The sequence below is a fragment of the Vibrio iocasae genome (genome assembly GCF_042245395.1).
In the GTDB taxonomy this organism is placed as follows: domain Bacteria; phylum Pseudomonadota; class Gammaproteobacteria; order Enterobacterales; family Vibrionaceae; genus Vibrio; species Vibrio iocasae.
Genome location: NZ_CP145311.1, coordinates 2,566,945 through 2,593,268 on the forward strand (window position 1 = coordinate 2,566,945; position 26,324 = coordinate 2,593,268).

Consider the following 26,324-nt stretch of genomic DNA (forward strand, 5'->3'; position numbering starts at 1 on the left):
AGAGCGACTAAAAAGCCGCTCTTCATGATACTCATTGTTACCCGTTAGTTAGCTTATCGATAAGCTCCTTCGCCTCCCGGCGAGTGTCATCTTCTCCATACACGATAGCTTCTTCCAGTAACTTTATCGCACCTTCTACATCGTTCATTTCGATATAAATTTTTGCAAGGTCCAGTTTACCTGCCCCTTCAGAATCACTATCTACATCGAATTGTTCAATTTCACCGATAACATCAGGGAATTCATTTAGTCCAACATCCAGATTCAGCTCTTCTTCCTCTGGATCGACCTCATCACCTTCTGAAACCTGTGCCATCAGTTCTTCTACACTCATGAACTGTTGAGCATCATTCTCGCCCGAACTATGCAACTCATCCTGGTCGCCCCAATCCTCATCAGAAACACTCGCTTGCTCAGCTTCAGTATTCCATACATCGAACTGGTCTTCTGGAATCTCTTCTGGCGAGGATAACTGCTTGTCTTCAGACAGATTAAATCCATCCCAATCCTCACCCATCTCAAGCATAGTGCCGATATCCATACCAGCGCTATCAATGGTTTCGGTATCCAGATTTTGCTCTGCAATAGGGGCAGACTGCTGAGTTTCAGCTTCATCCAGCAACTCAGCTAAGTGTGCCGATTCATCTATAGTATTGAGCTCGCTCTGTGGAAGCTCATCATCCGTTTCTGGCTGAGATAGCTCTTCGATTTCGTCTATTTCGGGCTCTTGCGGTTCTTCGACATCCGCAACTTCAGGGGTTACTTCTTCTGATACTGGTTCTTCAAAGTTGAACTCATCCAAAGCCGCTTGTTCATCGAACTCACCCAGTTCTTCATCGCTAATTTCAACAAGCTCATCAATTTCTGGTTTTTGCGACTCTTCGACATCCGTAACCTCAGGGGTTACTTCTTCTGATACTGGCTCTTCGAAATCAAACGCGTCCAAAGCAGCTTGTTCATCGAACTCACCCAGGTCTTCATCGCTGATTTCAACAAGCTCATCAGTTTCTGGCTCTTGCGACTCTTCGACATCCACAACCTCAGGGGTTACTTCTTCTGATGCGGGCTCTTTGAAATCAAACGCGTCCAAAGCAGCCTGTTCATCGAACTCACCCAGGTCTTCATCATTGATTTCAAGAAGCTCGTCAATTTCTGGCTCTTGCGGTTCTTCGACATCCGCAACTTCAGGGGTTACTTCTTCTGAGACTGGCTCCTCAAAGTTGAACTCATCCAAAGCCGCTTGTTCATCGAACTCACCCAGATCTTCATCGCTGATTTCAAGAAGCTCGTCAATTTCTAGCTCTTGCGGTTCTTCGACATCCGCAACCTCAGGAGTTACTTCTTCTGATACTGGTTCTTCAAAGTTGAACTCATCCAAAGCCGCTTGTTCATCAAACTCACCCAGATCTTCATCACTGATTTCAAGAAGCGCATCAGTTTCTGGCTCTAGTGATTCCTCTACATTCGCAACCTCAGGGGTTACTTCTTCTGACGCTGGTTCTTCAAAGTTGAACTCATCCAAAGCCGCCTGTTCATCGAACTCACCCAGCTCTTCATCGCTGATTTCAAGAAGCTCATCAGTTTCTGGCTCTTGCGACTCTTCAACATCCGCAACCTCAGGGGTTACTTCTTCTGACGCTGGTTCTTCATAGTCGAACTCATCTAAAGCTGCTGGCTCTTCGAACTCTGGAGTTTCCGGAAGCTCTGATTCTACTGGTTCGTCAACCAGCCAGTCATCATCCTGAGGAACACCAAATTCGTTAGCTGGCTCTGGCTCTGGCTCTGGCTCTGGCTCTGGCTCTGGCTCTGGCTCTGGCTCTGGCTCTGGCTCTGGCTCTGGCTCTGGCTCTGGCTCTACAGATTGTTCGTGCTCTTCGAGCTCGTCAACATATTCCGAACCTTCAATTTGAGGGTTAAATTCGAACTCGTCCTCAATAGATTCCGCTACCTGATCACTGGCATAAGCTTGCTCCTGCCAGTCCTCAATAACTTGGTCATGTTCAGCAGGAGTAGATACAGGTTCAGATGCCTCTGCACTACCCGACAAGCTCTCTTCGCTTTCTGTTACTTCTGGTGCGTCGAACTCACTTGTGCCATCAAGCAACACATCTGGGATATCATCATCGACACTTAACTCACTCAACTCAGATGGTTCAAGAAGCGTCTCTTCTGGAGATGACTCAATTTCTAATGCTGGTTCTTCTTCCTGTGCTGCCTCTTCATCTAGCGCAGGCTCTTGTTCCAGAGCTTCGAACTCGTCTTCCAGAGACTCGAATTCTTCCGTTTCATCCAGAGTAATCAGTTCATCTAAGATATCTGACTCTTCATCTACCAGAGCGCTTTCATCTAATTCAGGGTCGGTAAACTCGTCATCTGAAATCAGATCGTCAAGCAACTCCGTACTGTCTTCATCCAGATTGATATCATCCAGTTCAGACGTAGAGAAATCATCGTCGGTAATTAACTCATCAAGTAGCTCAGTACTATCTTCATCTAAGCGGATTTCTTCTTCGTCAGAAGTTGTGAAATCGTCATCTTCGATAAGCTCATCCAGCAAATCGGTGCTGTCTGTATCTAAGTTAAATGCATCTTCCGGTTCAGCGACTTCGTCCAGTAACTCATCAAGAAGCTCTGTACTGTCACTGTCTATTTCGACTGCACTGTCTTCCTCTGTGTCAAACAGGTCATCTAGCAGTTCAGTGCTGTCCTCGCTTACCTGAGGTAATTCTTCATCATCAGCATCGATCAGTTCATCAAGCAGATCCGTACTACTCTCTTCCAGATTGTCGGTTCCACCAAACTCTGAGAGTAAATCATCGATATCGTCTGTGGATTCTACCGTTGTATCTGATTCAGGTATTGCAGGTCCAGATACCTCTTCTGGCTCTGATTCTGCCTTAGGTTCAAACTCTGCCAGTAAATCATCAATATCACTGTCGTCAGTCAATACCGGTTCTGCGCTTACCTCTTCATCATCAGACAACTCGAAATCTGACGTATCAAGCTCTCCATCGCTTAACAGAGAGTCAAAGTCCAGATCAGACTCATCAGCGCCACTCTCTTCTGTTGACGCGTTATTAAACAGGTCATCAAGCATTGATTGATCTAGCGAGTCACCGTCAAGGGCCTCTTCCGGGTCATCTGTTGCAAGAAGCTCATTCAGATCATCCTGAGAAATCTCGTCTTCATCTGATAGATCGAAGTCACCTAAAGAGGAATCATCTGAAGAGTCCGTTGGTTCCTCATCCAGTGCTCTTTCCATCTCTTCCAGACTTAGCGCTTTGTCATCACCGTTAACAGCAATACCGTTAGCACTTTCATCTAATCCATCCAGATCTGTATCGACCGAGTCCAGGTCACCATTGTCATCGATGCTAGCGAATGGGTCTTCGCTGTCACCGTCATCCAGATTGAAGTCCAGATCACTGTCGTCAAGGTTCGCAAAGATGTCATCGGAAGACTCTTCTTCACCTGACTCATCTTCAATATCAAAGATGTTGTCATCAGAATCCTCACCGAACAGGTCGTCTTCTATCGCAAGATCATCTTCAATATTGTCATCCAGGTTGATTTCGTCATCGTCATCATCGACTAAATTAATAACGTTAGAATCTTCCTGAACACTCTCTTCTACTTCGTCAGTTGACTTACGTCTTGTGACAAGTAGTACAATAATAAGTACCAGCAGCAAGCCTGGAATTAACGCAAGCACACCGACCAGCATCTTGTTTGCAAGCAGCTTATCAAGTGCACTAGGTTCAAGTGCTTTCATTTCTGCTTGTTTAAGCCTTTCGTCAGCTAGTAGTTTTTCGACTTCTTCACGAATACGGCTCTCATCACCAAGCTCATCTTTTAGAACGCCAACTTCACCTTGAAGATCAGAAAGCATCAGTCTGAGTTTGTGGTTTTTCTCTTCCAGAGCAACCAGCTCACCTTCCGAGGCACTTAGCTGGTTCTTTAATGTTTTAACCTGTCCACTTTCAACGACAACTTCTTTCTCCGCTGTTTTCATTTCTGGCGGCACTGTTTCGGTTGTTGCAGGTTGAGTCACTGCGGGTTTTACAGGCTCAACAACCGGAGCTGTTGGTTCCGCTGGCTTAGTAATCGCAGGTGGTGTAGGGGTTGTTTGAGCAGGTTGCAGTTTTCTTTGATGCTGTTCCAGTACTCGTCTTGCTTCTTCAGTGCTTTCTGCCTGAACCTGAGCGAGAGATGGAACACGCAGGCGGCTACCCGGAATAAGCTCGTGAATATTCTGATTATCAAATGCCTGAGGGTTGATCTGATAAATGGCCAATAATGTTTGCTGAATTGAAACGCTATTTGAGGGTCTTAATTGAGTTGCAATAGACCACAAAGTTTCGTCTGCACGAGTTGGTCCATATAATCGGCTTTCTGTATTCGATGTTGATGAACGCTGGCCGAGTGGCTGAGAGAACTGGGGAGCAGACTGGATATTTCCATCTGGCCCAACAAGACGGATTGTTTCCGCATCAACCAACGAAATTTGAGATGATAATAAAAGCGCTAAAGGCGTTACGAGACGCTTTAGAAAATGGTGCATATAAGACTCGGCTATGTGCTTTCTAAAAATAAATACAGATCTGCTAAATATATCGGATCAATACGATAAAACTATAGCGGAAGGCAGAAAAAATGTGCCTTGACGGGGGTTTTATTTGAATTTTGTACTAAGTTTCACAGGTTTGGATAAAAAAGAAGCTCCTTTAGTAGGAGCTTCTATATACATTACTTGTAGCTAATCAGAACTGAGCTAGTACCACTTAGAAGTAATCTCGGATAAGTACTTCGGCAATTTGTACCGCATTGGTCGCAGCACCTTTACGAACGTTATCCGCAACAACCCACATGTTGATACCGCTATGATGGCTAATATCGTTTCTGATTCGGCCAACCATTACGGTATCTTTACCGCCTGCATCACGAACTTGCGTCGGGAAATCTTCGCCATAGAAAACTTCCACACCTTCGGTTTGCTCTAGAAGTTGAGCTGCCTGTTCTGCATCGATTGGGGAGCTGGTTTCAATATGAAGAGATTCTGCGTGACCATAAAAGACAGGGACTCGAACACAAGTCGGGTTAACAGCAATGGCAGCATCATTAAAGATTTTCTGGGTTTCCCAGACCATCTTCATCTCTTCTTTGGTATAACCGTTATCCATGAACTGATCGATCTGAGGGATACAGTTAAAAGCAATTTGCTGGCTAAACTTCTCTGGCTCTGCTGGACGACCATTCAATAGTTTTGCAGTCTGACCGGCAAGTTCATCGATACCTGATTTACCTGCACCAGATACTGATTGATATGTAGAAACGTTGATACGCTCGATACCTACAGCGTCATAAATAGGTTTCAGAGCCGCCAGCATCTGAATCGTTGAGCAGTTCGGGTTGGCAATAATATTGCGGTTACGAAACTCTGCTACGGCTTCAGGGTTTACTTCTGGCACAACGAGTGGAATGTCATACTCATAACGGAACTGTGATGTGTTATCGATAACAACAACACCTTCATCTGCCGCAATTGGAGCCCACTTTTCAGACAGCTCACCACCTGCAGAGAACAGTGCGATATGGCACTGAGACCAGTCGAAGTCCTCTACATTCTGAACTTTGACCGTCTTACCGTTAAATCGATAGGTTTTCCCTTCGCTTCGCTCGCTTGCAAGCAGGAAAATTTCACCTACAGGAAACTTTCTTTCCTGTAGTACTTCAATCATGGTTTCGCCAACAGCGCCTGTTGCGCCAAATACTGCGATATTGAATTCCTGGCTCATAACTTAATTAACCTCAATTTGAAAACCTAACTCACTTAAAGGTGATAAGTTACAGCTCTTATCCCCTGTCAGCGTTATTGCACTGTACTCTCTTCTGTCCCAGTAGTTTTTACGCATTTCATCAAACGCACCTTCTGGACCGATTTTTCGACGGAATATAGCGTCATCATGGCGTACATCGTAAATCAACTGGATAAGATTTTGCAGAGTCGATTCAGTCCACTCTCTATCTAACTTAACCTGTGGAATTGGAGCTGTCGGCAGCAACGCGGCTGCACTGGCTCTTTCTTCTCTTTTCAAGAACTCACAAAAAAAGTTGAAAATCATTGTCGTCCCACGCGCTTTCCCCTCAAGGCCGTAGCCCGCAACGTGGGGGGTCGCGAAGTCTAACAGAGGCAGAAGCTCCATATCAACTGTAGGCTCATATTCAAACACATCTAATGACGCGCTGAATCCATCCTGTTGAAGTAAGCGTTTCTTAAGAGCCTGATTATCAACGACCGGGCCTCTTGCTGCATTAATCAGAATCTGATCTGCTCTAAGCTTTTCTAATCTGGCTTCATCAAGCAGGTGATGAGTGGGGTATTCACCATCCTTAGTTATCGGAGTATGCAGAGTAATGACATCCGATTGTTCCAGAAGGTACTCCAGCTCAACAAATTCTCGCTTATCGCCTTCAGCCTGCTTTGGCGGATCATTCAGTAGTACTTTGATACCGATACCGTTCAGACATTCAGAAAGATAGCTACCTACTTGCCCTGCACCAATAATACCTACCGTCTTATCGAAAACAGAAAACCCCTGTTGCTGAGCCAGAACCATAAGGACGCTGATGACATACTCTGCTACCCCAACCTTGTTACAACCCGGAGCTGCCGTAAAAAAGATACCGCGCTCTTTCAACAGTTGCTGGTTAACGTGGTCCATTCCCGCTGTTGCAGTACCAACAAACTTGAGCTTATTCGCTTGAGTAAGCAAAAATTCGTTTACTTTTGTCACTGAGCGAATCATCAACGCATCAACGTCGATTAGATCTTCCGGTGTAATTTGTCGGCCAGGTTTCGTTGTGACTTCCCCAAGCTGAGAAAAAAGGTCTACCGCGTAGGGCATGGCCTCATCAATAAGAATTTTCATGTAGATACTTATAATTTGAAGAGATGTCGAGAATTGTGCAGCAAAGTGGGCAAGTTCGCCATATAAAAATGCCCGGCTGATTGCTCAACCGGGCAAGATCCAGAACAAAAGGTCATATTCCGCTCTCATAGGAATATGGTTGCGTCTGTTTGATCAGTTCCCTGATCGATTCTGGAAACCCTGAGGTTACTTCCCTGAGAATTAACCTTCGTATTTCTTAATCACTAGTGTCGCGTTAGTACCACCAAAACCAAAGCTGTTTGACATGATGGTTTTGATTTCCTGATCACGACGCTCAGTGACAATATCAAGACCTTGTGCTGCTTCGTCCAGTTCCTCGATATTGATACTTGGCGCAATAAATCCGTTCTCTAGCATAAGTGTAGAATAAATTGCTTCATGTACACCTGCCGCGCCCAGAGCGTGACCAGTCATCGCCTTAGTTGCAGAGATTGCAGGGCTGTTGCCGCCAAACACTTCCTGAATGGCTTTTAGCTCTGCACCATCACCAACTGGTGTTGATGTACCGTGAGTGTTCACATAGTCGATGTCTTCAACATCCTGCATCGCCATCTTCATACAACGAACAGCGCCTTCACCTGATGGCGCTGTCATGTCGTAGCCGTCAGATGTGGCACCGTAACCTACTACTTCACCGTAAATCTTCGCGCCACGAGCAAGTGCGTGCTCAAGTTCTTCGATAACAACGATACCGCCACCACCAGAGATAACAAAACCGTCACGGTTAGCATCGTAAGTACGAGAAGCTTTTTCTGGAGTTTCATTGTACTTAGTAGATAGCGCGCCCATTGCGTCGAACATCATAGTCTGAGTCCAGTCCAGCTCTTCACCACCACCAGCGAAAATAACATCTTGCTTGCCTAGCTGGATAAGCTCAAGTGCGTGACCGATACAGTGTGCAGACGTTGCACATGCAGAACTCATTGTGTAGTTCACACCACGAATTTTAAATGGTGTTGCAAGACATGCAGAAACTGTTGATGACATAGTACGAGGCACCATGTAAGGACCAACACGACGAACACCACGCTCACGCAGTGTGTCTACAGCAACAGTTTGGTTAAGTGCTGATGCACCACCAGAACCGGCGACAAGACCTGTACGCTCATTTGAAACCTGATCTTCAGTCAGACCAGAATCCGCAATTGCTTGTTCCATTGAAAGGTATGCGTATGCAGCAGCATCACCCATAAAACGCATTTTTTTACGATCGATGTGCTCAGAAGGGTTAATATCCAGATCACCCCAAACCTGAGAACGAAGTCCCATTTCTTTGAATTGCTCAGACGCGTTGATGCCTGATTTACCTGCTTTAAGAGACTCTAATACTTCTTCAACGTTATTACCGATACTAGAAATAATACCCATACCAGTGATGACAGCGCGTTTCATTTCACATTCCTATAAATATATAAACCGTTAGATAATAACTAAGTTAACAGCTAAAAGTGGTCAGCTTTCCTTGAAAGCCGTACAATCCCTGCCAATTTCGTTAAACTATCCCCTGACTAACTCTACTTGTACACAAAACCTATGACCTCTATCTCTAACGCTGATCTGGGCTGGAATGAATCCGGCACCCCCGTATCTGAACACTTTGACGATGTCTATTTCTCTAACGTAAACGGTCTTGAAGAGACTCGATACGTTTTTCTCAAACAAAATCATCTGCCAGAAAGATGGCAATCTTATGATCGTAGAAGATTTGTTATCGCAGAAACTGGCTTTGGTACAGGTTTAAACTTCTTAGCAGTATGGCAGTGGTTTGAGAAATTTCGACAGGAAAACCCAGATTCTGCTGTAAAAGAGCTGCATTTCATCAGTTTTGAGAAGTTTCCTTTAAGGAAAGAGGACTTAATCAAGGCTCATGAAGCATGGCCAGAGTTGTCAGAATACGCAGAACAACTGCAAAAACACTATCCAATAGCGGTTCCAGAGTGTCATCGAGTTGTGTTAGCAGATGGCGCCATCACTCTTGATCTGTGGTTTGGCGATATCAAAGAGTGCATGCCAAAAGTACCAACTAACGAGGATGGTATTGTTAACGCGTGGTTCCTGGATGGCTTTGCGCCTAGCAAAAACCCAGAAATGTGGAATCAGGATCTGTTCAACAACATGGCTAAATTGGCTAAGCAAGACTGTACCTGCGCCACATTTACAGCAGCTGGTTTCGTACGTCGTGGGCTGATTCAAGCTGGCTTCGACATGAAGAAAGTAAAGGGGTTTGGAACCAAGCGAGATATGATCGCAGGCAACTTACCTGTCAAACCCGCATACACAAACCATGTTCCTTGGTATAGCCGACCACAAAATCATGATGTACAAGATATCGCCATTATTGGTGGTGGTATCGCCAGTGCTACGCTCGCACGCTCTCTGGTGAATCGAGGTATTCAAGTATCTCTGTATTGCGCAGATTCCGAAGCTGCAATGAACGCATCAGGTAACAGACAGGGAGCGGTATATCCGCTATTAAATGGCTCACATACTGGGTTATCTCGCGTGTTTGCCCCTGCATTTATTTTTGCCAGACAATTTGTAGAGCAAGCTGCTGAACGCTTTCCTTTCGACCACGACTGGTGTGGTGTCACTCAACTTGCCTGGAACGACAAAGCCGGAGAGAAGCTAGACAAGATGTTGGAAGGTGGGTTTACTGAAGAGCTTATTCAAAAACTTTCACCGGAAGCGACCGCTAACGCTGTTGGCCTCGATACAGGAACTGAATCCGTCAGCTACCCGCTTGGTGGATGGCTATGTCCTAAACAGCTGACTCAAGGGTTAATCTCGGAGTTAAATGAAAACGAATGCTTTAATGTCTACTTTAACCACTCTGTTGACAGCTTAGAGCAGGCTGAAGATGGAAGCTGGGCAATATCTGTAAACGGCAAAACAATTTCCCATCAAGCCGTTGTGATTGCTAATGGCCACAAGTTCAGCCAGTTTGAGCAGGCAAAGCATATTGCGGCTTCAAGCGTAAAAGGACAAGTAAGCCATATCCCAACGACAGAGACACTTTCCAAACTCAAAACTGTCCTTTGTTACGATGGTTATATGACACCTCAGAATCCAAGCAACGGTCATCACTGTATCGGTGCCAGCTATGATAGAGAAAATATCGATCAGGTTTTCGACCAGGATGCTCAAGCAGAAAATGGATTAAAGCTGGCTCGTTGTTTACCACAACAAGACTGGGTAAAAGACGTCGATACCAGTGGTAACCAATCTCGTCAGGGAGTGCGTTGTGTAACTCGCGATCACCTACCGTTCGTCGGTAACATCTGCGATTTTGAAAAAACACTCGAACAATATGCCGATTTAAGGAACAACAAAGAGAGTGCTGAGCTAATTCCGGTTTACCAAAATCTATTTGGTTTTATTGGGCTTGGTTCAAGGGGCCTAAGCTCTGCACCATTAATGGCAGAACTGCTGGCCTCTCAAATCGCAGGGGACCCGCTACCTCTGCCAGTAGATGTACTTGAGGAACTCCATACTGGAAGAATGTGGGTTAGAAGGCTGTTGAAAGGGAAACCTGTGGTTTAATAATTAACATCCTCTCGCGACTGATACGTTGGAAACTTACCCTATTGGATTAACTCATATCAAAGCTAATCCTGCACGGCCTGATAGCTCAACTTATTGGAACTTCGGTTTAAATATGAAACTAGTACATTTTTCTGAACAATATTACGACATACTGATACAGTGGATAGACTCTGAAAAACTGAACTATCTATGGGGGGGCCCGCACTTCCAGTTCCCATTAACGTTAGAGCAAATCTCAGTTCATTGTGCGAAACCTGAGGTTTACCCTTATGTTCTTGTTGTCGAAGGTAAAAACGCCGGGTATGTCGAGCTCTTTAAAGTCTCTGAAGATCATTATCGTATTTGTCGTGTTTTTATCGCTAAAGAGTTCCGAGGAAAAGGCTTATCTACAAGCATGCTTGAGGCATTAATATCAAAGGCCAAAGAACAGCTTAATTGCACCAGATTAAGCCTCGCTGTCTTTACTCATAACGCTCCAGCAATAGCTTGTTATAAATCTCTGGGATTTGAAGTTGTAAAGACAGAGAACAACAGGGTTACCTTTGAAGGTGAGTCCTGGGATCTATACAGAATGGAAAGGTCCATATAGCAAAGCATATTTTTAAGCTGCTATTAACCAACAGATATTATGATTTTTTCTGCCATCGCCATCGCCATCGCCATCGCAATATGTTGTATGGAATATGCTGCTTCATTAAATTTACTCACTATATTCCCTTATTAACGAATCAAAATATTGTTAACGAACAAAGCTCTGAAGCCCTGACAAGTTGGCAAAACTAAACAAAATAAAGCCTGAAAACATCATTGCAAATGACAACAGTACAGTAGAGAGATTTCTCAGCCATTGGTGTTTATCAGACCCAACGTGATTAAGGTTACTTTGAATGGTTAACGCATTGAATACTAAAAACGAGTTGGTGATAGCCGTTCCTAACGCCATAACAAGTGTACTCATCAGCCCCCAGCTAAAACTACCCAGCATGTTAGCCAGAAACAGTACTAATACCGCTCCTGTGCAAGGTCTAAGTCCAATAAGCAGTAGTGCATACCAGGAGATAGTTTTCTCGTTGCTCTCTTCATCGCTACTGTCCGAACCCTTGTGCCTTATTCCGTCTACAGCTAACTCGATCAACTCCTTGACACCAAGTGCAATAATCAAAACACCACAGCTTTGAGTCAGAATGCGGACATTGTCGGCCAGTTTTAGAGAGAATAGTTCAGCAAGGAAAGAAGATGCTCCAAATAACACGCAGGCACTGACGGCCTGAAGAAACGCGATTGCTCCTACCAACAATATTGCTCTGCGACGACGGTAATTATTAATTAGTGCAATCGAGGTGATAGCAGTTTTGCCATGACCAGGAGAAACCGAGTGCAACAAGCCATATAAGAAACTGAATGCCAATATATATAAGCCAAACTGGGTTTCCCCTTGACTGATCAACACCAGATATTCGCTAAGGGAGTCAACAATATCTCTCTGAAGCTTTAACAGTTGAACCCAGTAAGACGGGAAGTTATTCCAGACCGTTACTAAAAGCGCAGAAAAGACCAACAATGCCGAAGCTGCGACTATTTTGACAGAGAAGAAACGCATTTAATTATTCCTCGGCTTGCAGTTCAACCGAGCACGTTGTGTGAACAATTTCCCCAGTTCACTATCTGGATCGTCATCAACAGATAGAGACATTGCATAGGCCAGTTGTTCTGCAGTTGGGGTCGGCTGAATAATTTGAATATCGCACACATCGGAATAAGTATGAGCCAACTTAATAGACTCTTCTTGCTCCCAGCTCATATCAACGAAATGGGTTGAATCAAATATCAACAGACTTAAGTCTTGAGTATCTAGCCCTACTGGTTCTGCCATTTCAAGCTCGAAACTTAGCGTCAGCTTAGCGCCACGCTGAACCAACTCGCCAGTTTCCACTTTCTTATAGCGAATAGGCTCTTCACCACGATAAAAGTAGGTGAAGTAATGGTTGGCTAACATATTCTCCACTATCTCATTGGCAATGCGGCTGAAGGTTTCTTCTCTGTTACTGCTATTTATGTTTTCGTCTGACAACATATACGCAGACGTCATCGCATCAAATTCCCACTCCATAGAGAGCGAGACGATACTTTCGTCGTCGACATTGATGGTTGTATCCAGAGACACCCAAGAGTGCGGGTGTGCGATAGTACTGCCGGAAAAACAGGCGAGTATAAAAGCCCCAAAAAAGGTCAGTAAGTAGTTTTTGTTTGAGAACATGATACAAAATACAGAACAAGAAAATAAACGTTATAACATAACGTTTATTTTCTTGCGATGACACGAACTAAGAACGAACTCATTTCAATGTTAGTTTTTCGTCAATTACTCAACTATCACTTCAACGTGGATAGCAAACTATATTCTGGAAAGTGGTTGATTCGGTGATCGCTTCGTATCCATGAGGCTGATCGCTATAAAAACGGATACTGTCCCCTGCGCTCATTCGGTGCCATTGATTATCGAAAAAAAGATTAAGCTCGCCTTCTAACACATGAACATGTTCGATCACCCCAGCAGCATGAGCAGAAGAGAGCTGTTGGTGATGTTCTTTCAGAGTAATCTCAAACATTTCCATACCAGAGTCCGCTTTGTATGGAAACAAAGTGTTGACCTTCATTCTTGGGTCATCCGGAAAAGCCCTGTCGCTTGAACGCAAATCAGGCTCGCTAGCAAAGAAGGCTGAAAAAGAAGTTCCTAAACCACTGGAAATCTTCCATAGCGTAGAGATCGTTGGGCTGGACTCTCCTCTTTCTATTTGCCCTAACATCGCTTTAGATACGCCAGTTAATTTAGATGTTGCATCTAAACTCAGCCCTTTATCCTTTCGCTCTGCTTTTAGTTTGCTAGCTATCTCAGTTTTAAATATCGAATCTTTCACGTTCAAACTCTCCCTTGTGCGCTATAACGCACAGTGATATCTTGTTCCTTGTGCGTTATTACGCACAAAAAGATACTAACACAATATCGGTGGAGGTTATGATGAAAAGTTTCTTCAATGTGAGTCACATGGCAGCAGGCTTCACCGCTGTTTTAGTCGGATATACCAGTTCCGTCGTGATTATTATTCAAGCGGCAACGGCATCAGGGGCGACACCAGATCAAATTGAAAGCTGGCTTCTGGCTCTAGGTATCGCTATGGGACTGACCTCCATTGGTTACTCCTGGTTTTATAAAACCCCGATTCTAACCGCCTGGTCTACACCCGGGGCGGCAATGCTAGTAGGTGCTGCGTCTCAATATGAGATGGCAGAAGTCATTGGTGCATTTGGAATATCCGGCTTGCTCATTTTGCTTACTGGGTTAATTACTCCTTTGAGCAAAGCGCTGGAACGTATCCCCCCTCAACTCGGTACTGCGATGCTGGGAGCTATACTTTTGCCATTTTGCCTCAAAGGTTTTGAAACGGTTACCAGCACACCACTTATATTTTTAGGCATGTTTGCTACCTACCTAATGGCAAAACACTTTCTACCCAGATACACCATGCTTGTTTTGTTATTAGCCGGTATATTGTTTGCCGCATTTTCCGGCAGTTCAGCAAATAGTACCGCGTTTCAAACCGCTAACGTATCTATTGCTATGCCTGTCTGGAGCTCCCCGGAGTTCGATTTCTCAGCCATGCTCAATCTTGCTATTCCTTTGTATTTAATCACCATGATTTCTCAGAACTTACCCGGAATAGCTATGATGAAAAGCTACGACTACAAGACACCGATTAAGCCGATTCTTGTCGGCACTGGCCTAACCAACATTTTATTTGCTCCCTTTGGTGGCCTGAGCGTTAACCTCGCTGCAATTTCGGCAGCAATATGCATGACACCGGAAGTTGATGCTAATAAAAACCAACGTTATCGGGCGGTATTGTGGGCGGGAGGTTTCTATCTTATCGCCGGTGTTTTTGCTACTTCCGTCGTTGCAGTATTTCTATCGCTGCCACAACAGATAACGGCAATACTTGCAGGTTTTGCACTATTGGGAACCTTGCTGATGTGCCTGCAAACTGCGTTTAAAGAAGAAGGCTATAAAGAGTCAGCACTACTTACATTTCTCATTACGCTCTCCGGGATAAGCTTTATGGGTATTAGTGCAACATTGTGGGGATTATTGGTCGGTTTACTGCATCTTAGGATCACAAAGGTATCCAGATAAATAGAATTTTTTATTGCAATTTAGATGCAAACATCTTTAAAGTACACTCGATAGTTTACTTTTATCACTTAATTTTATATGAATAAATTTATATCTGTTCTTATTAGTTCCCTGCTTCTATTCATCGCAGGTTGCTCTACGTCTGCCAATGAGCCAAAGCAATATCAGCCTGACGATCAGGTGGTTGTGTTAGCTCATGGTCTTGGTCGAAGTGATTTCGCCATGTGGCGCTTTACCCAACGTCTTGAGAATGCTGGCTATATTGTCTGTACCCTGAACTATTCCAGCATTGGTGAAAGCATCGAATCCGTTCTTTCTTCAACCACCGAACAGATGGACTTTTGCACAAACTCTGCACCTAAGGTGCACTTTGTTGGTCACTCGCTTGGTGGGTTGGTTATTCGCTCCTATCTGCAAAATCATGAAGATTTTGTTGGAAGTGAACGCCTCGGTGAAGTGGTGCTGATGGGAACACCCAACAAAGGCAGTGAAGTGGCAGATCACTACAATAATTCATGGCTGATGGAAGTGGGTGGAGAGATAAGTCAGGCGCTTGTCACAGGCGAAAACAGCCTAGGTAATCAACTGAAAGAACTGGATATCAACATTGGTGTGATTGCAGGAACAAAAGGGACCAGTTTCACAAACAGTTACTTTGATGGCCCTAATGATGGATTAGTTTCAGTCGAATCAACAAAGTTGGATAACATGAGCGATTTTATCGAAATTGAAGTCGGTCACTCAAACATGCGTTACCATGCTGAAGTTGCAAAGCAAGCGATTTACTTTCTACAACATGGCAGTTTTGAGCACTCACAGAGCATAGTACAAAGCCACTAGTCATTTTAGTTCGCCGCTATCTAGACTTTAGGACTGTTACTTTGAGTGAGATTGGTTGTCGCTGGTTATCGCATAAGCTCTACGGGTTCGAAAGCTTTTCTTTCTGGCAACCTTTTGATTGCCAGTATTCGCCAAGATAACAAGGTAGCTCTTTTCATTGGTGCTACCTGACTCATCACGACAAACAGCCATTCCATCGTGAAAGGTGTAGTTTACCTTCATAGCCAAGTTTACCTTCATCACAATACGTCACATCTACTTAGCTCGTTTGAGTCAGCATAAACACGACCGTCATAGCCAGTATGGCTCCTAGACAGCGGTTTACCGCAAGCATCTGATTAGGCGAATGCAGTAATCGTTTTAATAGTGAACCAAAGTACGCCCATATCGTGGTACTCAATGTCGTGACCAACAAGAATGCAGCGATAATTATGACAACCTGAACTAAGTAGTTTCCTGACGTCTCAATAAACTGTGAGAAAACCGTCATCGCAGCGATCCAGGCTTTCGGGTTTAATACCTGAATCAGTGTTCCCGATATAAATCCCGATGACGAATCCGAGTTAGCCTCTTCTTCCATCCTGAATGTGCATATCCCCCACGCAATATATAGGAGATACAAAGCGCCAAGATACTTAATTACGCTGTATAACTCAGGGATAGAGTTTAGAACACTCATCAATCCGGCACTGGTCCCAGCAAAGACGATCAACACACCAAAAGTTGTCCCCGCCACAAATGGAAGAGCCGCTGAAAAACCAAATCGATTAGATATACCCAGCAACGTCAGGTTGCCAGCGCCTGGTGTAATAGTCATGGATACAGCGAAAAATAGAAAGGCAACGATAACCTGAGCACTCATAAGTTCTCCCCCATTAAGAACACAATAAATCAGTCGGTGTTGATTGGTAACAGAGATAGTTTATTAAACTGGAGAGGAATAAATTTGCTTTTTACGTTATCATTTAAACAATTATAGGCAGAATATTTCCACTTTATTTATGAAAAAGAAAGAATCACCTCAAGAGCTACTTGACGATACGGATCTGTCAATGCTGAGATTTATTCAGAGTGACGGGCGAATAAGTAATAGCAAGCTTTCAGAAAAGGTAAATCTAAGCGAAACACCATGCTGGCGCAGGTGGAAAAGACTGGAAGAGGATGACTATATCTCCGAATACACAGCTGTACTAAACCGTAAAAAACTGGGCTTTAGTATGGTGGGTTTTACCCTTGTCTCATTGGGCAGTCACGAGATAGAAAATACGGATTACTTTGAAGAGTTTGTATCGTCAACAGATTGGATCCCACTTTGTCACTGCATTGCTGGTGGTGCCGACTACATTGTTCAGGTGATCGCCCGTGACCTTGATGAGTACTACGAGCGAATCAGTCTGCTAAGGCGAGTAAAAGGAGTGAGCGCACTACACTCCAATATCTCAGTAAAAGAAGTGAAAAACAGTCAGATGATTCCGCTGGACTGAACAAGCTAAACTCACACTGAAGTCACGGTGGTCAAAAAATGCCAACCAGTAAAACTGATTGGCATTGAGTTGCTATTTAGCGGAGAAAACTTATGCTTCTGATTGTAATCTGGTCCAGAGATCGCCAACGACGACTCTGTCAGCCGGCGATAATTCAGAACGGGCATCATCAAGGCTCTGATTAATTTTGTTCTGCAATTCGGAGATATCATCTACCCCTTCCGACTCACACGCTGCTGCGGCAAGTGAAATGTGGCCTCTTAAATATCCCCCGGCAAATAGCTCATCATCGGAAGCCGTTTCAACAGATGCATCGATCATCTCAAGTAATTTTTCTTCGTATTCTAAAATCATTATCTATCTCTATTTGACTTCAAACTGAGCAATATCCAGTTCGGACTGATGGTAAAAATCTCGTAGCGCCTCGGACAGTGCTTTCACACGAGGTGGCATTCCACTATCAAGAATCCCACTTACCTCTTTATGTACTTTTGCCATAAACGCTAACCTATCCGGCTCAAAATCACCATGAAGGTTGTCACAGCTTACGTTGAACGGAAAACTCGCACTCATTGATAATATCCATTCATAGGCCTGCGGTCTGATTTCCACCTTTTCAAACTCAGCTTGTACCTGCTCGGTACGTCCATCAGGTTCATACCAATAACCGAAATCCTCCAGCAACCTTCTCTTAGGGCCTGCAACACACCAGTGTGCTATCTCATGTAACGCTGATGCATAAAATCCGCGCGCAAAAATAATACGGTGGAAACTCACCTTTTCATCTGCAGGTAAATAGATCGGTTCATCGCCACCTAATTCGAGTTTAGTATTGAACTCATCATAGAAAGTCTGATTGAAAATGGTGATTAAGTCTTGATACAGATGTGGCATGTAAAGTCGTGGACTGAATAGTTAGGACAAAAAATAGCTCCCTTCCTGCGAAGGGAGCCACTGGATTAGATTTGCGGAGTTTCTGTAATCACACCCTGATTCTGACCACGGTGTCTTAACAGGTGGTCCATCAGAACAATCGCGAGCATCGCTTCAGCGATTGGCACCGCACGAATGCCGACACAAGGATCATGGCGACCTTTGGTGATCAGCTGAGTCGGTTCACCCGATTTTGTAATTGTTTCACCTGGAACTGTGATACTTGAGGTTGGCTTGAGTGCAATATTGGCCACCACATCCTGACCGGATGAGATGCCACCCAAAATACCACCAGCATGATTGCTCTTAAAACCTTCAGGAGTAAGAGGATCGCGGTGCTCACTGCCCTTTTGTTTCACAACGTCAAAGCCGTCTCCGATCTCAACACCTTTAACAGCATTAATACCCATCAGCGCATGAGCGATATCTGCATCCAGGCGATCAAATACTGGCTCACCAAGGCCAACAGGTACATTTGTTGCGACAACCTGGAGCTTAGCACCAATAGAGTCACCTTCTTTTTTCAGGTCTCTTATCAGTTCATCAAACGCTTCAACTTTATCCGCGTCAGGACAGAAGAATGGGTTGTTTTCGATTTCATCCCAATCCACTTTATCGATAGCTACGTCGCCCATCTGCGAAAGGTAGGCTCTTACTTCGATACCGAATTCTTGCTGAAGGTATTTTTTCGCAATGGCACCTGCGGCAACACGCATAGCGGTTTCGCGTGCAGATGAACGTCCACCCCCTCGATAATCCCTTACACCGTATTTTTGGTGATAAGTGTAGTCGGCATGTCCAGGGCGGAACTTGTCTTTAATTTCTGAGTAATCTTTGGAGCGCTGATCGGTGTTTTCAATCAACAGACCAATGGAAGTGCCCGTCGTTTGACCTTCAAAAACACCAGATAATATTTTAACTTCATCCGGTTCACGACGCGCGGTGGTATAGCGGGATGTTCCCGGTCTGCGACGATCGAGATCTTTTTGCAGATCCGACTCATCAATTTGCAACCCCGGAGGGCAACCGTCGACGATACATCCCAGTGCAATACCGTGACTCTCACCGAATGTGGTTACTCTAAAAAGTTGTCCAATGCTATTTCCTGCCATTACATCCTCATTGTAAAGCTCACTTTACATAGTGAACTTAAAATTTCTGTTTTTCGTGCCAAACATAGTCGCTTTATCATCAGGCGATGTAAAGTCCTTATACCGACTATTCACATAAAAAATCACCAGCGCAAGGCTGGTGATTCTTAACAACATGATTTTGTTAGACTGATATTAGTCTTTATACAGGCTAAACTCATCTGAGTGTTCCAGCATCTGCTCTCGAGTCAGCATGAACACACCGTGTCCGCCATTTTCAAACTCAACCCAGGTGAATGGGATCTGAGGATATTGCTCCATCATATGAACCATTGAATTACCGACTTCACAGATAAGGATGCCATTCTCGTTCAGATAGTCTGGTGCATTTGCAAGTATACGACGAACCAGTTTCAAACCATCACTACCTGCAGCCAAGCCAAGCTCTGGCTCGTGAGTAAACTCTTCAGGCAGGCTACCCATATCTTCTTCGTCAACATATGGAGGGTTGGAAACAATAAGGTCGTACTTGTCACCATCAGGAAGGTCTCGGAATAAATCAGAGCGAACCGGGAACACTTGCTGTTCCATGCCGTGATCCTGAATATTCTGTTCTGCAACTTCTAATGCATCTGCAGAAATATCAATCGCATCCACTTCTGCTTCCGGGAACGCGTGAGCACATGCGATCGCGATGCAGCCACTGCCAGTACACAGATCCATAATGCGGTGTGGCTCCTGAACAAGCCAAGGCTGGAATTGCGCTTCAATCAGTTCACCGATTGGTGAACGAGGCACAAGTACACGCTCATCAACAAAAAACTCCAGACCACAGAACCAAGCTTTGTTAGTAAGGTACGCGGTTGGGGTTCTTTCATTAATTCGTTTCACCACTCGATTCACGATGCGCTGGCGCTCACTTGTTGTCAGCCTTGAGTTCAACACGTGAGGAGGAACATCAATAGGAAGATAAAGCGTAGGTAGTATCAGCTGAACCGCCTCATCCCATGCGTTGTCTGTACCGTGACCATAAAAAAGTCCGGCTGCATTAAAACGACTTACTGTCCAGCGAACCATGTCCTGAAGGGTATACAGCTCTGATACCACTTCTTCCACAAAAATCTTATCCAATATTGCCTCCCAGAAGCACAGTTAACCAGATTTCGGTAAGCCAGGGCTTACACCTTCACAACCTGATTATTCATGTACTCCATCGATCTGTTCTAAGATGTATAAATTAGTAAATTTGCGCGATTCTACAGTATAAACAATTTCACTTTAAGCGAATTGCTAGAATTGCTTCAGGTCAACAGCACTGCCGCAGTAACAAAAGGGTACTAGCTATCTCTTGCATTTCTGCTTATACATCGCCTAATTTCAATATGTTAACATAGAGTCATACGCAAATACTGGAATACCTAACTCAATAACAGGGACAAGATATGGATCAAAAAGCTAAGCAACAACTTGGTGAACTCATCGTTGAGCAAGATAAGTTATTGGAAATACTCTCATTCAGCACGACTGCGTTAGAAAACTACCCCGACCTTCAGGCTCACGTTATGGAGAAAAACCAGAACGCAGTTGCCTTTCGTCGCGCTATTCGAAACAAAGACTTTACTAAAGAAGATTTTCGCGATGCCATTTTGGAACGCGTCGATTTTATAGGATACGAAATCTGCATATCGCTAGATTTGGATTTCTTGATTAATCGAGTTGCGATTCAGGTTGGTGACGATATTGAAGCGATTAAAACGATGACAATAAAAGAGTTAGGTCCAGATATGTTGTCAAAGTTGTTGCATCAGGTAGGTAGTGCTGTTTACAGCACACAAGATGCTAAGCCTTCTTACCCATGGAAGAGTACAAAAGGACAGGCCAACCCTAAGTTCTGGATGAATGCGCATAAAGCGTTTGATCTGATGAACGAGGGATATTCAACGCACTGGAAGCTGAATTCCGTATTTAAGGACAAATACGATATTTCTGTCCCTCAGTCGTTTACAAGATTTGCGCGCGCCTACGGTGACCCTCGCGATATTGCAGAGTGGCGCGAGTGGGCTGATTACAGCGAGTAATTAAGCAAACTTCACTTTTAAATCCCTGTTTTCATCTAGTATAGGTAGCTGGTTTATACACCAGCTATCTCATACTATTTCATTTCTAGCCTCCTCTAAAACCGTTTAAATACTCTCGAAAAAGCCTCTCCAGCATGATGGCACCAATTCGAAACAACAGTGAGCTTGCCAAGTGTTTAATCACGATACAAATCGCAAGTCTCACCCAAACAAATATTTTTGAGAGGCAACCATGAAAAAATCTCTACTGGCAATAGCTCTTACATCCCTATGTCTAAGTGGCGCTGTTTTGGCGAATGATACCGCAGAGCAAGTGAACTACGGTGATCCAACCGCTTCATACCGTGGTCTTGGCATTCAGGGCAGCGATGACGCTTATCAGGCTGTAGGTGTGTTTGGTTTCGGTGAACATATCGCTTCATTCGACCTAGGCAAAAACACCAAGACGGATTCGCTAGACTATCGTGCACGATACTTCAACGTAGACAAAGATAGCGGTTTTGGTTGGTCTGTTGATGTGCTTGGAAGCAAGGGAGATAAAGCAAACTCCAATGGATTGATGGCAGGACTGGTTCAGAAAATTCAGGTCACTGACAACATAATAATGGTCCCGATGCTGGCAGCGGGTAAAGTTTCTGGTGAAGATAAAACGCTGAACGCAAAATCATCTTCATGGGTTGCGCAGCCTGGCTTATATGCAATGTATGCTTTCGATGCTGGCCACTGGCTATATGCAAATCCTAAAAGCACATATGTCCATGACGCCAAATCCTGGTCCGCAGAACTAGAGCTAGGCGGTGGCTATATGACGAGTGACAACACAAGTGTAGGCTTTAAATATGAAACTTCACGCTTTAAAGGTGCGACAGATAGCAAAGGTTGGTTGAACGCATACTTCTACTTTTAACGCATAGCAGAGAACGGGGCCTAGCGTTTGGTTAAGCCCTGTTTAATATTTTGGTTAGCTATGTAAAAGCGCTACAATACCGGCATAAGTGTTTTAGCGAATATAAAGAAGTCAAATGAGTAACAAAGACGATAGCTTCGAGGACGACTTCTCGTTGTTTCAAAACGAAGTAAAGGGTATCAAAAAGATCCAGCAAGATACCGTCGTTCAAAAACCGAAAAAAAACACCAAGTCAAAAGAAGCGGCTCGCTCATTCCGAGAAGCCAAAGACAACGAGTTTTTCTTCTCTGATGAGTTTATTCCACATCTCGATGAGGATGGTCCGACACGTTACGCCCGTGATGATGTGTCGAAGTTCGAAGTGAAGCGCCTTAGACGAGGAGTTTACGTTCCAGATGTTTACCTGGATATGCACGGAATGACTCAGCAAGAAGCGAAAGCTGAGCTTGGCGCCATGATTGCGCATTGCGTAAAAGAAAATGTGCATTGTGCTTGCGTCATGCATGGCATAGGTAAGCATATACTCAAGCAGAAAGTGCCGCTTTGGCTGGCTCAGCACCCGGATGTGATGGCCTATCATCAAGCTCCACTTGAGTTTGGTGGTGATGGTGCACTATTAGTGCTGCTTTCAATTCCAGAGAAATAGAGACTTTCTCTACTACTTTCTCAATCAATAGAAACCTAGAAACCAAAACAAGGGCGCTCTGCCCTTATTTCAATTCAAACCCAAACTACGGATGTACGTGCCAGAGAAACTCACCTTTACCACTTTCTGGATCATACTCTATACAAACAAGCCCAGAAGTAGGAAACATCGGAGGCGTCATACCTGTCACAAACTCTGACGTAAGGTAACCAACCAAAGGCAAGTGCGAAACAATAATCACACTCTCTAGATTTTTTGTTTCAATCAAAGCAGAAATATACTGAAATGCATCGGCAGACTGACCATAAGGTGTCACCTCTTCATAGGTTTCCACTTCTTTTGCTGAGAAACTCTCTGTTATCGTTTCCCAAGTTTGATTCGCTCTAATATAAGGGCTAACCAAGGCGTAATCGAACTCGCTTATTCCCTGAGAGACAACTGCCCTGGCAACAGCAGCAGAATTAATACGGCCTCTCTCTGTTAATTCTCTCTCCGCATCACTAGCCGCGAAGTGTTCAGCTTCGCCATGGCGCATTATGAGAACTTTCATACTATTTCACCTTTAAATCCATCAGCGTAAAGGGTGCATAAACGCGCACCGCTCCTTTTCGTTTGAGCACTCTTCAACTAAACTAATATAATCGTTGTACATTTTACGTATACTCGATAGCTGGCGCTGATATACAAACTCAAACAATTACAATATTATCAATTACCTTGCCATAAACTTCGGCTTTGATGTTAATACTTGAAAATCAACAACTATTGCCGGATCCTATAGGCATCAGGTAGCTTAAAAACAACCTTAGACTATCACTTAACGCCGGAGAGCACTGTGCACTTAAGCCCAAATGACACCAATCAATACCGATATGTAACATTGAGCAATGGGTTACGCACACTATTGATTCACGATAGCACTGCGACAAAATCTGCTGCTGCACTAGCGGTTCATGTTGGCCATTTTGATGATCCAGTTGAACGCCAGGGTTTAGCTCACTATCTTGAGCACATGCTTTTTCTTGGCACGGAAAAATACCCTAAAACCGGTGAATTTCAAGCATTCATTTCACAACATGGTGGCAGTAACAATGCATGGACCGGTACTGAAAGCACATGCTTCTTCTTCGATATTACTCCAAAAGCGTTCAAAAAAGCGTTAGATCGCTTTAGTCAGTTCTTTGTTGCTCCGTTGTTTAATCCCGAAGCGTTGGATAAAGAGCGTCAAGCCGTCGACTCTGAGTATCGCCTAAAGTTAAACGATGATATGAGACGCCTGTATCAGGTTCACAAAGAAGTCGTTAATCAGTCTCACCCTTTTGCAAAATTTTCAGTCGGTAACCTTGAAACACTTGGTGATCGCGAAGAAGGTTCGATTCGGGATGAAATAATCGAATTTCATAGTAAGAACTACTCTGCAGACATTATGACTCTGGCTGTTATTTCTCCAGACTCACTAGAACAGCAAGAAGAGTGGGTAAATGAAAGGTTTAGTCTTATACCAAACCATAACCTCATTGATAAAGCGATAGAAACACCTCTAGTTACTGAAAAAGAGTCTGGCATTTTCGTTCAGGTAGAGCCGATTAAGGAAACCAGAAAGCTGGTCATTTCTTTCAATCTACCTTGTATGGATCAGCATTACGACACTAAGCCCCTATCTTACATTGCACACCTTTTGGGTTATGAAGGCAAAGGCAGCCTGATGCTTTACCTCAAGGATATGGGCTGGATTACGTCACTGGGAGCCGGTGGTGGTGTAAGCGGCAGCAACTTTAGAGAGTTCACCATCAACTTTACCCTAACTCCACTTGGGCTTGAACATACCGATGATGTTACCAAAGCTGTATTTCAGTATATCCAGCTCATAAAGCAACAAGGCTTGAATGAGTGGCGATATAAAGAGAAACAAGCGGTGCTTGAATCGGCATTCCGTTTTCAGGAGAGTGCAAAGCCTATCGATCTGGTCAGCCATCTGGTTATTAACCTTCAGCACTACCCGGAAGAAGACATCGTATATGGTGATTACAAAATGGCGGGGTATGATGAATCGCTACTTGAGTCTGTGCTCACTTATCTCACGCCAGAAAACAGTCGAATAACGCTTATCGCAAAAAATCTGCAGTATGACAGAACCGCCAAGTGGTACTTCACCCCTTATTCTGTATCCAAGTTTTCTCAAGACCAGCTTTCAAGCTGGAATGAAACGGAGTTAAATCCAGAACTAGAACTACCTGAAGAGAATCCATTCATCTGTTATGACCTTGATCCAAGAGCAATCGAAGATGAAGCAGTTCACCCTGAACTCATTCAGGAGCTTCCTGGATTCAGGCTGTGGCATCTACAGGAAAAAGAGTTCAGAGTTCCCAAAGGTGTGGTCTATATTGCTATTGATAGTCCTCATGCAGTTTCAACGCCCCGGAAAATTGTGAAAATGCGCTTGTGTGTCGAAATGTTCCTCGACTCGCTGGCTAAGCGTACCTATCCAGCAGAAATTGCGGGTATGGGCTACAACATCTATGCCCATCAGGGTGGCATTACTCTTACTATTTCTGGTTTTAGTCAAAAACAACCAGAGCTCCTTAAAATGATTCTTACCCGCTTTGGTGAGCGTGATTTCAGTCAGGAAAGGTTCGACAATATCAAACAACAAATGTTGAGGAACTGGAATAACGCCTCCCAAGATAGGCCAATCTCTCAGCTGTTTAATGCAATGACGGGAATACTGCAACCAAACAACCCTCCTTATCCCGCGCTAATAGAAGCGATCGAGTCTATAGAGATGGACGAGCTTTCGAATTTTGTTGAGGCACTTCTCGCAGAGTTGCACGTTGAGATGTTTGTATACGGTGACTGGCACCGAAAAGATGCCCTTGCTGTCGCGGAAATAACTAAAGATGCATTGAGGGTGCAAAACCAACAGTACGAAGAATCTTTGCGTCCGTTAGTCACATTAGGTACTACGGGTTCATTCCAGCGAGAAATATTCTGTGATCAGGAAGATTCAGCCATCGTGGTTTATCACCAGTCACAGGATATAGAGCCTCGAAGCGTTGCTTTATACACTTTAGCTAACCATTTGATGTCGGCGACTTTCTTCCACGAAATCCGCACTAAACAGCAACTAGGTTATATGGTTGGTACCGGCAATATGCCCCTTAATCGCCACCCTGGTTTGGTCGCATATGTGCAATCACCAAAAGCGGCACCGAAGGAGTTACTCAAAGCGATAGATGAGTTCCTCAATGCGTTCTATATGGTTCTTCTTGAGCTGAATGAGTATCAATGGCATAGCAGTAAAAAAGGGTTGTGGCACCAGATCGCGGCACCGGATAGCAACCTGCGAAGTCGGGCTCAGCGCTATTGGGTTGCTATTGGTAACAAGGATTACGACTTCAACCACAGAGAACTAGTTCTGGAAGAGCTTAAGAAACTCACCCGTGCTGATATGATCCGCTTTGTTGTCGATATTCTGAAACCTAGAACGGCAACTCGTTTAATCATGCACTCTAAGGGAAATGCTCACGAAGATGCAGAGTCGCTTGATGCCGGACATGAAATTGGTTCAATCGACGAGTTTCAATTGAGGCCGAAGGATACAGACTTAGGGTAAAGGATTAAGAAAAGAGCCTTCCGCATGGAAGGCTCTTTAGTATTTAGCTA

23 protein-coding genes are annotated in these 26,324 nt (G+C 44.2%); 9 read left to right on the forward strand and 14 right to left on the reverse strand.

Annotated features, from left to right (window positions below; genetic code table 11):
- Window positions 1–37: 37 nt before the first annotated feature.
- The 4 genes from SNR28_RS21450 to fabB form a co-directional block, all read right to left on the reverse strand.
- Window positions 38–4,561, reverse strand: a complete 4,524-nt coding sequence (locus SNR28_RS21450; RefSeq protein ID WP_375750759.1) for a FimV/HubP family polar landmark protein — start codon at window positions 4,559–4,561, stop codon at window positions 38–40.
- A 220-nt stretch (window positions 4,562–4,781) separates the two neighbouring features.
- A complete protein-coding gene (locus tag SNR28_RS21455) occupies window positions 4,782–5,795 on the reverse strand; it encodes an aspartate-semialdehyde dehydrogenase (protein ID WP_375750761.1) in 1,014 nt (337 codons plus the stop codon).
- 3 nt (window positions 5,796–5,798) lie between these two features.
- Window positions 5,799–6,929 carry a 4-phosphoerythronate dehydrogenase gene (locus tag SNR28_RS21460; protein ID WP_375750762.1) on the reverse strand — a complete coding sequence of 377 codons (1,131 nt, stop codon included), beginning with the start codon at window positions 6,927–6,929 and terminating at the stop codon, window positions 5,799–5,801.
- A 201-nt stretch (window positions 6,930–7,130) separates the two neighbouring features.
- On the reverse strand, window positions 7,131–8,342 hold the full coding sequence (gene fabB, locus SNR28_RS21465) for a beta-ketoacyl-ACP synthase I (RefSeq protein ID WP_375750763.1): 1,212 nt from the start codon (window positions 8,340–8,342) through the stop codon (window positions 7,131–7,133).
- Between the two features lie 141 nt (window positions 8,343–8,483).
- On the opposite strand from fabB, the gene mnmC reads away from it, so the two are divergent.
- Window positions 8,484–10,490, forward strand: coding sequence for a bifunctional tRNA (5-methylaminomethyl-2-thiouridine)(34)-methyltransferase MnmD/FAD-dependent 5-carboxymethylaminomethyl-2-thiouridine(34) oxidoreductase MnmC (gene mnmC, locus SNR28_RS21470; RefSeq protein ID WP_375750764.1), 2,007 nt, complete (start codon window positions 8,484–8,486; stop codon window positions 10,488–10,490).
- 115 nt (window positions 10,491–10,605) lie between these two features.
- Window positions 10,606–11,082, forward strand: coding sequence for a GNAT family N-acetyltransferase (locus SNR28_RS21475; RefSeq protein WP_375750766.1), 477 nt, complete (start codon window positions 10,606–10,608; stop codon window positions 11,080–11,082).
- A 150-nt stretch (window positions 11,083–11,232) separates the two neighbouring features.
- Here the strand turns inward: SNR28_RS21475 and SNR28_RS21480 are convergent, their stop codons facing one another.
- The 3 genes from SNR28_RS21480 to SNR28_RS21490 all read right to left on the reverse strand — a co-directional run bounded on the left by SNR28_RS21480 (window position 11,233) and on the right by SNR28_RS21490 (window position 13,411).
- Window positions 11,233–12,093 (reverse strand): nickel/cobalt transporter, encoded by an 861-nt coding sequence (locus SNR28_RS21480; RefSeq protein WP_375750768.1) that lies wholly within the window; start codon window positions 12,091–12,093, stop codon window positions 11,233–11,235.
- On the reverse strand, window positions 12,094–12,750 hold the full coding sequence (locus SNR28_RS21485; protein ID WP_375750769.1) for a DUF1007 family protein: 657 nt from the start codon (window positions 12,748–12,750) through the stop codon (window positions 12,094–12,096). It lies immediately after the preceding gene.
- 121 nt (window positions 12,751–12,871) lie between these two features.
- Entirely contained in the window at window positions 12,872–13,411 is a 540-nt protein-coding gene (locus tag SNR28_RS21490) for a helix-turn-helix domain-containing protein (protein ID WP_375750770.1), read from the reverse strand.
- A gap of 101 nt (window positions 13,412–13,512) precedes the next feature.
- On the opposite strand from SNR28_RS21490, the gene SNR28_RS21495 reads away from it, so the two are divergent.
- Both SNR28_RS21495 and SNR28_RS21500 read left to right on the forward strand, forming a co-directional pair.
- Complete coding sequence (locus tag SNR28_RS21495) at window positions 13,513–14,682, forward strand: benzoate/H(+) symporter BenE family transporter (RefSeq protein WP_375754140.1); 1,170 nt, start codon at window positions 13,513–13,515, stop codon at window positions 14,680–14,682.
- A 78-nt stretch (window positions 14,683–14,760) separates the two neighbouring features.
- Window positions 14,761–15,522 (forward strand): alpha/beta fold hydrolase, encoded by a 762-nt coding sequence (locus SNR28_RS21500; protein WP_375750772.1) that lies wholly within the window; start codon window positions 14,761–14,763, stop codon window positions 15,520–15,522.
- Window positions 15,523–15,558: 36 nt separating this feature from the next.
- Here the strand turns inward: SNR28_RS21500 and SNR28_RS21505 are convergent, their stop codons facing one another.
- Window positions 15,559–15,765 carry a hypothetical protein gene (locus SNR28_RS21505; RefSeq protein ID WP_375750773.1) on the reverse strand — a complete coding sequence of 69 codons (207 nt, stop codon included), beginning with the start codon at window positions 15,763–15,765 and terminating at the stop codon, window positions 15,559–15,561.
- A gap of 16 nt (window positions 15,766–15,781) precedes the next feature.
- A complete protein-coding gene (locus SNR28_RS21510; RefSeq protein WP_375750774.1) occupies window positions 15,782–16,384 on the reverse strand; it encodes a LysE family translocator in 603 nt (200 codons plus the stop codon).
- A gap of 139 nt (window positions 16,385–16,523) precedes the next feature.
- On the opposite strand from SNR28_RS21510, the gene SNR28_RS21515 reads away from it, so the two are divergent.
- The gene (locus SNR28_RS21515) at window positions 16,524–17,006 is read left to right on the forward strand and encodes an Lrp/AsnC family transcriptional regulator (protein WP_375750775.1); all 483 of its coding nucleotides are present in this window, start codon (window positions 16,524–16,526) and stop codon (window positions 17,004–17,006) included.
- A gap of 90 nt (window positions 17,007–17,096) precedes the next feature.
- Here SNR28_RS21515 and SNR28_RS21520 read toward each other — a convergent pair whose 3' ends face one another.
- The 4 genes from SNR28_RS21520 to prmB all read right to left on the reverse strand — a co-directional run bounded on the left by SNR28_RS21520 (window position 17,097) and on the right by prmB (window position 20,161).
- Window positions 17,097–17,360, reverse strand: coding sequence for a YfcL family protein (locus tag SNR28_RS21520; protein ID WP_375750776.1), 264 nt, complete (start codon window positions 17,358–17,360; stop codon window positions 17,097–17,099).
- Window positions 17,361–17,369: 9 nt separating this feature from the next.
- A complete protein-coding gene (locus SNR28_RS21525; RefSeq protein ID WP_375750778.1) occupies window positions 17,370–17,900 on the reverse strand; it encodes an elongation factor P hydroxylase in 531 nt (176 codons plus the stop codon).
- Window positions 17,901–17,965: 65 nt separating this feature from the next.
- Window positions 17,966–19,051: a chorismate synthase gene (aroC, locus tag SNR28_RS21530; protein WP_375750779.1), complete on the reverse strand. Its 1,086-nt coding sequence runs from the start codon at window positions 19,049–19,051 to the stop codon at window positions 17,966–17,968.
- 174 nt (window positions 19,052–19,225) lie between these two features.
- Entirely contained in the window at window positions 19,226–20,161 is a 936-nt protein-coding gene (gene prmB, locus SNR28_RS21535) for a 50S ribosomal protein L3 N(5)-glutamine methyltransferase (RefSeq protein WP_375750781.1), read from the reverse strand.
- A gap of 311 nt (window positions 20,162–20,472) precedes the next feature.
- Here prmB and SNR28_RS21540 point away from each other — a divergent pair, with 311 nt between their 5' ends.
- From SNR28_RS21540 to smrB, 3 genes are all read left to right on the forward strand, one after another.
- A complete protein-coding gene (locus SNR28_RS21540; RefSeq protein ID WP_375750782.1) occupies window positions 20,473–21,108 on the forward strand; it encodes a hypothetical protein in 636 nt (211 codons plus the stop codon).
- 232 nt (window positions 21,109–21,340) lie between these two features.
- Entirely contained in the window at window positions 21,341–22,015 is a 675-nt protein-coding gene (locus SNR28_RS21545; RefSeq protein ID WP_375750783.1) for a hypothetical protein, read from the forward strand.
- A 115-nt stretch (window positions 22,016–22,130) separates the two neighbouring features.
- Window positions 22,131–22,661 (forward strand): endonuclease SmrB, encoded by a 531-nt coding sequence (gene smrB, locus SNR28_RS21550; RefSeq protein ID WP_375750785.1) that lies wholly within the window; start codon window positions 22,131–22,133, stop codon window positions 22,659–22,661.
- A gap of 85 nt (window positions 22,662–22,746) precedes the next feature.
- Here smrB and sixA read toward each other — a convergent pair whose 3' ends face one another.
- A complete protein-coding gene (sixA, locus tag SNR28_RS21555; protein WP_375750787.1) occupies window positions 22,747–23,211 on the reverse strand; it encodes a phosphohistidine phosphatase SixA in 465 nt (154 codons plus the stop codon).
- 285 nt (window positions 23,212–23,496) lie between these two features.
- Here sixA and SNR28_RS21560 point away from each other — a divergent pair, with 285 nt between their 5' ends.
- Window positions 23,497–26,274 (forward strand): insulinase family protein, encoded by a 2,778-nt coding sequence (locus SNR28_RS21560; RefSeq protein WP_375750788.1) that lies wholly within the window; start codon window positions 23,497–23,499, stop codon window positions 26,272–26,274.
- The last annotated feature ends 50 nt before the right edge of the window (window positions 26,275–26,324 follow it).